Raw genomic sequence first — 10,606 nt, forward strand, 5'->3', positions numbered from 1 at the left:
GGCTACCTGAACCGCCCGGAACTGACCAGCGAACGCTTCATTGCTAGCCCGTTCGATGCCAGCCAACGCCTGTACCGCAGCGGCGACCTGGCCCGGCGCCGGGTCGACGGCAGCCTGGAATACCTGGGGCGTATCGACCAGCAGGTGAAGATTCGCGGTTTCCGCATCGAGCTGGGTGAAATCGAAGCGCAGTTGCAAAGCCATCCGCAGGTCAACGAAGCGGCGGTGCTGGTCAAGGAAGGGGCCGGTGGCCCCCGGCTGGTGGGCTATGTCGCCAGCCCGGCGCCGGCGATTCAGGACGAGCTCAAGGCCCACCTGCATGAACGGCTGCCGGAGTACATGGTCCCGGCACAGATCGTGGTGTTGCCGACGTTGCCACTGACCGCCAACGGCAAGCTCGACCGTCGCGCGCTACCCGAGCCGGACGCTGCTGCAGGCCGCGAGTACCGGGCGCCGCAGACCGATACCGAGCGGGCTGTAGCCGGCCTGTGGGCCGAGCTGTTAGGCGTTGAGCGGGTTGGCCTGGACGATGACTTCTTTGAACTGGGCGGCCACTCGCTGCTGGCAACCCAGGTGATTTCCCGTGTGCAACAGCAGTTGGGTACTCAGGTTGCACTGCGCGAGCTTTTTGAAGCCACCACCCTGACGCGTTTCTGCGCGCAGGTCGATGCCTGCCACAGCCAGGCGTTGAACGCCGACACCGCACGCCGGATGGCAGCACTTCTCACCGATTTGGAGATTGACTGAACATGCTTGACCAGACTGTCGCGCTAGAACTGGCACAGCGCTTCATGGCGCTGCCCGGTGAGAAACGTCGGGTGTTTTTCCAACGCTTGGGGGAACAGAACCTTAACCTCAACTTGCTGCCGATCCCTGCGGGGATCGGTGCCCACAGTGGGGTACTGTCATACGCGCAGCAACGCCTGTGGTTCCTCGCACAATTGATGCCGCAGAGCAGCGCCTACAACATCGCCGGTTCGCTGCGCCTGAGCGGCACACTGGACCGTGCCGCCCTGCAGCGTGCGTTTGAGCGGATCGTTGCGCGTCATGAAACACTGCGCAGCCGTATCCAGCGTGGTCACGATGATCAGCCGCAGTTGATCGTGCTGAACCAGCAAGCGCTGGACATCCGCGAGCAGGACCTGCGCGATTTGCCGGCCGCTATACGTGAAGGCGCTGCGCGAGACGCGGCCACGCTCGAGGCCCTGACGCCGTTCGACCTTCAACACGACGCGTTGCTGCGGGTTGGCCTGCTGCGTCTGGCCGATGACGAGCATGTGCTGTTGGTAACCCTGCACCACATCATCGCCGATGGCTGGTCAATGAAGGTACTGATCGACGAGTTCGCCAAGGCCTATGCGGCGTTCAGCGCCGGCAGCGAGCCTGAGCTCCCGGCCTTGACGATCCAGTACCGTGACTACGCGTTGTGGCAGCGCAGTTGGCTGGAAGCGGGGGAGCAGGATCGCCAACTGGCCTACTGGCGGCAACAACTGGGTGAGCGTCAGCCGATGCTCGAACTGCCCGCCGACCACCCACGCCCGGCAGTGCGCGATTACCGTGGCAGCAAACATGCGCTGGTCGTACCGGCGGCGCTCAGCGATGAGCTGCGTCAGTTTGCCCAGCGTCACGGCTGTACGCTGTTTCAGGTGCTGCTCGGGGCGTTTCAGGTCCTGTTGTATCGCTACAGTGGTCAGCGTGACCTGCGTATTGGCGTGCCTATCGCCAACCGTCAGCGCCTGGAGTGTGAAGGGCTGATCGGTTTCTTCGTCAACACCCAGGTGTTGCGCAGTGAAGTGCACGGTGAACAGGGCTTCGCCCACTTGCTTGAACAGGTCAAGCAAGCGGCCCTCGGGGCACAGGCACATCAAGACCTGCCGTTTGAGCAACTGGTCGAAGCGTTGCAACCTGAGCGCAGCTTGAGCCACAACCCGCTGTTCCAGGTGATGTTCAACCATCAGCGTCGTGACCTTGATGCCCTGGCTCGGTTACCGGGGCTGCGTGTCGAGCCGTTCGAGCGTGAAAGCCGTAACGCGCAGTTCGACCTCAACCTGAACAGCGAGGAGGACAGCGCTGGCGTCTTGCGGCTGACCTTCGGCTACGCCACTGACCTGTTTGACGCGGCCAGTATTGAACAGCTCGCGCGACACTTCCTGCGCCTGTTGCAGGTGCTGCCCCAGACCCCGGATTGTGCACTGGACGCAGTGCCATTGCTCGACGAGGACGAGCGTCGCAGCATCGTGGCCCTGGCCAACAACACCCGCAGCTTCCCGGAACTGACAGCGGTGCACCGCCTGATTGAAACCTGCGCCGCACGCCAGGGGGATGCACCTGCGCTGGTTGCCGAGGGCACAACCCTGAGCTTTGTCGAGCTGGAGCAACGGGCCAATCGTCTGGCGCATCGGCTGCTGGCACTGGGCGTTGGCCCCGATGCGCGGGTGGGGGTCTCGCTGGAGCGCTCACCCCATCTGCTAGTGGCGTTACTCGCCGTGCTCAAGGCCGGTGCGGCCTATGTGCCGCTGGACCCGGAGTTCCCGGCGGGGCGCCTGGCCTACATGATCGAAGATTCGGGCCTGGAGCTGCTATTGACCAGCACCGTGGTCGCAGATCGTCTGAACGTGGCGCAAGGGATCCAGGCCCTGCATCTGGACACACTGGACCTCGGCGCAGAGCTGAGCACGGCCCCGAACATTGCCGTGGCTGAGGAGCAGTTGGCGTACGTCATCTACACCTCGGGCTCCACCGGCAAACCCAAGGGGGTGATGGTCCGTCATGGCGCATTGAGCAACTTCCTGCAATCGATGGCCGAGGCACCGGGCATCGCTGCCGGTCAGTCCTGGCTGGCGGTGACCTCGCTGTCGTTCGATATCGCCGCGTTGGAGCTGTACCTGCCGCTGACGCGTGGCGCATGCGTGCTGTTGGCCAGTGCCGAACAGGCCCGCGATGGCCTGGCGCTGCAAGCCGCGCTGGAAAAGGCCGACGTCATGCAGGCAACCCCGGCGACATGGCGCATCCTGCTGGAGAGCGGGTGGCAGCCGTCATCGCGGCACACCCTGATCTGCGGGGGAGAGGCCTTGCCGCGCGATCTGGCCGAAGCGCTGGGCAGTAACGGTGCCCGGCTATGGAACCTATACGGTCCCACCGAGACCACCATCTGGTCCACCGCGCAAGCCATGCGCGCCGTCAGCCCGGCGAACCAACCCATTGGCCGTCCCATCGCCGCGACCTCGACCTATGTACTCGATGCGCGTCTTGAGCCGGTTGCAGTCGGCATCACCGGTGAGTTGTACATTGGTGGCACAGGCCTGGCCCGTGGTTACCATCAACGCCCGGACCTGACCGCCGAGCGCTTTGTGCCGGACCCGTTCGGTGAGCCGGGTGCGCGTTTGTACCGCACAGGCGATCTGGTGCGCTGGCGGCGCGATGGCGCCCTGGAGTACCTCGGACGTATCGACCATCAGGTCAAGGTTCGCGGCTTCCGCATTGAATTGGGTGAAATCGAAGCGCAACTGCTGGCCAACGCCGAGGTGCGTGCTGCCGTGGTGCTGGCCCGAGAAGCCGCCGCTGGCACGCGCCTGGTCGGTTATGTCGCGGCCTCAGCGGGGGAAACGCTGGCCGAAACCCTTAAAGCCGAACTGCGTCGCAGCCTGCCCGAGTACATGGTGCCCGTGCAGATCGTGGTGCTGGAGCAACTGCCGCTGACACCCAATGGCAAGATCGACCGGCTGGCCTTGCCTGAGCCGGTGTGGCAGGCCCGCGCATGGCGAGCCGCCGACAGCGAGCCTGCGATCAGCCTGGCCGGGATCTGGGCGCAGGTGCTGGGTGTTGAACGGGTAGGGCTGGACGACAATTTCTTTGAGCTGGGTGGCCATTCGCTGTTGGCAACCCAGGTGATCAGCCGCATTCGTCGACAACTCAAGCGTGAAGTGCCGTTGCGCTGCCTGTTTGAAGCCGCTGACCTTTCCGGCTTTGCCAGCGCTGTCGCACAGTTGCCTGAACAGGTTGCGGCGCAGGCACCGTTAAGGGTTGCACCTCGGCCATCGGTGTTGCCGTTATCGGCCGCACAGCAACGCCTGTGGTTCCTCGTGCAGATGGAGCCTGATAGCGCGGCCTACAACATTCCGGCTGCGCTGCAACTGCAGGGCACGCTTGATCATCAGGCGCTGCAGCAGGCGTTCGACGCGCTGGTGGCGCGTCATGAAAGCCTGCGCACACGCTTTGCGCTCGACGCCGCTGGCCAACCGCAGCAGCTGATTGATGAGCCTCGACCTATTTCCATCACCCGTGTACCGATGCATGGGCAGTCGTTCACCGCCGTGCTCGAAGAAGCCCGGCGTGAAGCCTTGCGCCCGTTTGATCTGGGCAATGGGCCATTGTTGCGCGTTACCCTGCTGGAACGTGCGGACGACCGCTGGGTGTTGCTGGTGACCCTGCATCACATCATCACCGACGGTGCCTCGATGGGCATTGTGATCGACGAGTTTGCCGAACTGTATCGCGCCGCCAAGGAGCACCGCGCCGCCCGTTTGCCTGCGCTTTCTCTGCAGTATGCCGACTACGCGCTGTGGCAACAGCAGCGGCTGGACGGCCCACAGGTCGCCGAACAACTGGCGTACTGGTGTGACAGGCTGGGCGGCGAGCAGCCGTTGCTGGAGTTGCTGCTGGACCATCCGCGCCCGGCAATGCCGAGTCTGCGCGGTGCCAAGCATGTACTGACCTTGCCACCCGCCTTCGGCACACGCTTGCGCGCATTGGCCGGGCAGCACGGGGCATCGCTGTTTCAGCTGCTCCTGGCGTCCTATGCCTGGCTGCTGTATCGGCACAGTGGCCAGCGTGACCTGCGCATCGGTATTCCTCAAGCCAACCGTAACCGGTTGGAACTCGAAGGCCTGATCGGCTTTTTCGTCAACACCCAGGTGCTGCGTATTCAGGTCGATGGGCGCGAGGGCTTCGCGCAACTGCTGCAGCAGGTCAATGCCCTTGGCCTTGAAGCCCAGGCGAACCAGGACGTGCCCTTTGAGCGGCTGGTGGACGCGCTGCAACCGGAGCGCAGCCTGAGCCGTACGCCGTTGTTCCAGGTGATGTTCAACCATCAGCGTGAAACCGCAGAGGGTTTACGGCAGTTGCCAGGCTTGAGCGCCGAAGTGCTGCCTAACCGCGTGGGTAACGCGCAATTTGAACTGATTCTGGACAGCCTGGAGGCGGCGGACGGTTCATTGCAGTTGAGTTTTACCTACGCCGTCGAACTGTTCGAAGCACGGAGCATTGCCCGTCTTGCTGAGCGCTTCGAGCGCTTGCTTGGGCAACTGCTGGCCCAGCCTCGCGCACCGCTGGCAGGCCTGGACCTGCTACTGCCCGCCGAGCGTCAGCTACCGGCAGTCGCCAGCCGCTACAGCGGTGCACTGCCCATTCATCAGCGCATCGTACAACACGCGGTTGAGCGGCCGGATGCGGTGGCGCTGGTCTGGGATGAGCACGGAAAACGCTTGCACATGAGTTTTGCTGAACTGGATGCGCACAGCAACCAGTTGGCTCATCGCTTGCTCCGTGACGGGCTGCAGCCGGAGCAGCCCGTGGGCGTGTTGCTGCAGCGCACGCCACGCGCGTTGATCGCCATGCTGGCCGTGCTCAAGGCCGGCGCTACCTACCTGCCGCTGGACCCTGAATTGCCGGTCGAGCGCCTGACCCTTATGGCCCATGAAGCCGGTCTTGAGTGGGTGCTGGCTGAAGCGCTGACCGAGATGAGCCTGCCGACGGGTATTGGCGCCTACGTGCTGGACCGGATGGACCTGCAACATGAATCCAACAGCCAACCCCAGGTCACGGTGCATTCCGGGCAGTTGGCCTACCTGATCTATACCTCCGGTTCCAGCGGCAAGCCCAAGTCCGTGGCTGTCAGCCATGGTGCATTGGCCGGTCACTTGGCGGCGATGCAGGGTATCTATCAGGTGACGCCGGATGATGCGATGTTGCTGTTCGCCTCGCTGGGCTTCGATGCCGCCGCCGAGCAGTGGTTGCTGCCGCTGGCCGCTGGGGCACGGGTGGTGATGCGCGGGCAGGATGTATGGGGCATCGAGCGTTTGTTGCAGGTGCTGGACAGCGAGCGGGTCAGCCTGCTTGATCTGCCGCCGTCCTATGCCCAGCAGTTGGGCGACACCCTGCGCAGTGAACCGCGGAAGCTGGCGGTTCGCCTCTGCACCTTGGGTGGTGAGGCGGTGCCAACGCAAATCCTGAGCCTGCTCCAGCAGACGCTGGGTTGCCAGTTGATCAACGGCTACGGCCCGACCGAATGCGTCATCACGCCGATGCTCTGGCAGGCCGATGGTCGGCCGTCAACGCGCGCCTATGCGCCATTGGGTGAGGTGGTCGGGGCGCGTCAGGCGCATATTCTCGATGCCGACCTCAACCCGGTTCCGACGGGCGTGATCGGCGAGTTGTATATAGGGGGCGAAGGGCTCGCGCGAGGTTACTACCAGCGCCCGGACCTGACCGCCGAACGTTTTATCCCCGACCCGTTCTCGAACACCGGTGGCCGTCTGTACCGTACTGGTGACCGTGTGTGCCGTCGTCATGACGGGCAACTGGAGTACCTGGGGCGTATCGACCAGCAGATCAAGTTGCGTGGTTACCGCATCGAACTGGGTGAAATCGAAGCCTGCCTGCTGGCCGATGCTGCGGTTCGCGAAGCGTTGGTAGTGGTCAATGGCAAGCATCTGCTGGGCTATGTGGTCGCTGCGGCGGATGACAGCCTGGCTGAAACCTTGCTCGCTGAATTGAGGCAGCAACTGCCGGACTACATGGTGCCGAGCAAGATCCTGATGCTGGAACGCTTCCCGTTGACTCCCAATGGCAAGGTGGACCGCAAAGCCCTGCCGCAACCGGTGTGGGAAAGCCAGGCCTTCCAAGCGCCGACTTCTGTCGAAGAGTTGGCCTTGGCTGCGATCTGGCAGCAGGTGTTGGGGCTGGAACAGGTCGGGTTGCACGATAATTTCTTCGAACTGGGTGGCGACTCCATTGTCTCGATCCAGGTGGTCAGCCGTGCGCGGCAGGCCGGTTTGGCACTGACGCCCAAAGACCTGTTCCAACACCAGACCCTGCAAACCCTGGCGCGTGCGGCCAAACCGCTGGAAGGTGGGTTGGCCATTGACCAGGGCCCGGTCAGTGGCGCAGTGCCGCTGACGCCGATTCAGGCCTGGTTCTTTGAACAGCCGATCCCTCAGCGGCACCACTGGAATCAGTCGGTACTGCTCAAGGCTGCGCAACCGCTGGACAGCCAGGCATTGAACCGTGCCTTGCAGGCCTTGGTGGTGCACCATGACGCCTTGCGCCTGAGCTGGCAGCAGGAGGGGAACCGCTGGGTTCAACACCATCGAGCCCCGAACGAGCAGGCCTTGCTGTGGGAGCGCGAAGCGTCTTCTGCCGCAGAAATCACCGCCCATTGTGACGAAGCGCAAGCCAGCCTGAACCTGCAAAACGGCCCACTGCTGCGCGCCGTGCATATTCGGCTGGCCGATGGGACGGCCCGTTTGCTGCTGGTGGTGCATCACCTGGTGGTTGATGGCGTGTCGTGGCGCATTCTGCTGGAGGATCTGCAGCAGGCCTACGCCGGGTTACCGTTGCCAGCCAAGACCAGCGCCTACAAGCACTGGGCCGAACACATGGAAGCCTTTGCCCACGGCGAGGTGCTGCAAACGGAAGTGGCGTACTGGCAACAGCAGTTGGCCGGGCCCGTGGATCAGTTCCCCGAAGATGGCGCCCCCGGTGGCGGTATCGAAAGTCTTACCCTGACCCTGGACAAGGCCCGCACCGCCCAGTTGCTGAAAACCGCGAACGCGGCGTATCGCACACGCATTGACGAACTGCTGCTGACGGCCCTGGCCCGTACCTTGTGCGCCTGGAGCGGGCAGCCCAGCGTGCTGATCGATCTGGAAGGGCATGGCCGCGAGGCGTTGTTCGCGGACCTCGACCTGACCCGCACCGTTGGTTGGTTCACCAGCCTGTACCCGGTTCGCCTTGGCGCTCACAGCGATCTGGCGACGACGCTGAAGGCGAGCAAAGAGACCCTGCGTCAGGTGCCGCATAAAGGTGTTGGTTATGGTGCCCTGCGTTACTTGGCAAGGGCCGAGCAGTTGCATGAGTTGCCTGCGGCACAGGTCACCTTCAACTACCTGGGGCAGTTCGACACCAGCTTCGGCGCCGATGACCTGCTGCACCCCGCCAGTGAATCGGCAGGGGTGGAGCAGGGGGCAGGTACGCCCCCATTGGCTGCGCTGGAAATCAACTGCCAGGTGTATGCCGGCGAGTTGCGCTTGAGTTGGCGCTTTGACGCTGCCCGTTTCAGTCGTGCCCGGTTACAGGTGCTGTTGGACGATTACCTGCGCGAACTCATCCGCGTGCTTGATCACTGCATGAGCCCAATGGCCTACGGTGTGACGCCCAGTGATTTTCCACTGGCGCAACTGACCCAGGCGCAACTCGATGGCCTGGCCGTCCCACCACGTGAAATTGAAGACATCTACCCGCTGTCGCCTATGCAGCAAGGGCTGTTGTTCCACTCATTGTTCGCACCGCACGCCGGTACTTACATCAACCAACTGTGTGTTGATATCGACGGCCTGGATGTCGAGCGTTTCCGCGCCGCCTGGCAGGCTGCACTGGAGCGTCACGCGATCCTGCGCACGGGCTTTGCCTGGCAAGACCTGCCTTCGCCGGTACAAGTGGTTCATCGTCAGTTACAGGTGCCGATGCAGGTGCTCGACTGGCGTGAACGCGCCGTTGAGGAAAAGGCCCTGGCACAGGTGGCACGCGAAGAGCACACCCGTGGCTTCGATTTGCAGCACGCACCCTTGCTGCGCTTGTGCCTGGTGCGCGTCAGCGACCAGCGTCATCGACTGATCTGGACCAGCCATCACCTGTTACTCGATGGCTGGAGCAATGCCCAACTGATTGGCGAGGTGCTTCGCCACTACGCTGATCCCTTGGCACTGAAACCGGTCAAAGGCGGTTTCCGTGACTACATCGACTGGCTCCAAGAGCAGAATGTTGAGGCCAGCGAGCACTTTTGGCGTGCTCGTCTGGCGCCACTGGACGAACCGTGCCTGTTGGCCAGTGCTGTCTCCCAGAGCCAGGAAAGCGGTTATGGCGCATGCGCACGGGTGCTGACCAAAGACGAAACACATCGTCTGCGCGAATTTGCACAGCGTCAGCGGATCACGCTCAACACCTTGGTACAGGGCGCATGGTTGCTTTTGCTGCAGCGCTACACCGGTCTTGAGCATGTGTGCGCCGGCGTCACCGTAGCGGGTCGCCCCACGCAGCTGGAAGGGGTCGAGTCCTGGCTGGGCCTGTTCATCAACACATTGCCGGTTATTCAGCAGCCGCTCGCCGAACAGGCGGTGGGCGACTACTTGCGCGCCCTGCAAACCGACAACCTGGCCATGCGCGAGCATGAACACACGCCGCTGTACGTGATACAGGGCTGGGCCGGGCAAGGCGGGCAAGCGCAGTTCGATACGCTGGTGGTGTTCGAAAACTACCCGGTGGATCAGGCGTTGCGCCAGCATCAGGACCAGGCCCTGCAGTTCGGCCCTGTCGATCAATTGGAGATGACCAACTACCCATTGGCCCTGACCGTTAACCTGGGTGAAGCGTTGGCGTTTTCCTGTAGCCATGACCGTGCAGCATTCGATGACGCAACCGTGCAGCAGCTGATGGCACAACTGTGCTGCTTGATGCTCGGTATGGCCCGTGATGCTGCGCAACCGCTTGGGCGGCTGGAGCTGAATGATGTCACCGCGCGTCAACAACTGGTGCACTGGAGCGCGGTGCAGCAACACTTCCCGGCGTTCGTGCCGATCTCGACCCGTATTGCCGCGCAGGCGGCGTTGCGCCCTGACGCCGTGGCGATCCGTCATCAGGGCGTCAGCCTCTGCTACGCCGAGCTGGAACAGCGTGCCAATCAACTGGCCCATCGCTTGGTGAGCCTCGGTGTGGGCAGCGATGTACTGGTCGGCGTGGCCCTGCCACGGTCGCCTGAACTGATCGTCGCCCTGTTGGCCGTGCTCAAGGCCGGCGGTGCCTATGTGCCGCTGGATCCGGACTACCCGGCGGAGCGGCTGGCCTACATGGTCGAGGATTCCGGCCTGCACCAGGTCATCAGCCTGTCCAGCCTGGACTTGCAGTTGCCGGTACAGGTATTGGCGCTGGACACCCTGGACCTTTCTGCAGAGCCATGCAGCGCACCACAGGTGACTATCGACCCGGAACAACTGGCCTATGTGATCTACACCTCGGGCTCGACCGGCCAGCCGAAAGGCGCGCAGCTAACCCAGCGCAACGTCGAGCGGTTGTTCCAGGCCACCCAGGGCGATTTCGGTTTCAAGCACGACGACATCTGGACCCTGTTCCATTCCTACGCCTTCGATTTCTCGGTGTGGGAGATTTTTGGCGCCCTGGTGCACGGCGGTGCTTTGGTGATCGTGCCGTATTTCACCAGCCGTTCACCGGAAGACTTCCTCAAGCTCCTGAGCGAAGAGGGCGTGACGGTGCTGAACCAGACGCCATCGGCGTTCCGTCAGTTGATCCCTCTGGCGCAGAAAAGCACGGCGCC

At 63.2% G+C, this 10,606-nt stretch carries 2 protein-coding genes; both read left to right on the top strand.

The annotated features are described in order from the left end of the window. A partial coding sequence (locus EKA13_RS23930; protein ID WP_141685676.1) for a phosphopantetheine-binding protein occupies positions 1-747 on the top strand: 747 nt, incomplete at its 5' end. A 2-nt stretch (positions 748-749) separates the two neighbouring features. Further along, the coding region (locus EKA13_RS23935; protein ID WP_065761638.1) for a non-ribosomal peptide synthetase at positions 750-10,606 on the top strand (9,857 nt) is incomplete at its 3' end.

Origin of the sequence: Pseudomonas defluvii (assembly GCF_001695625.1) — a bacterium.
Taxonomy (GTDB): Bacteria; Pseudomonadota; Gammaproteobacteria; order Pseudomonadales; family Pseudomonadaceae; genus Aquipseudomonas; species Aquipseudomonas defluvii.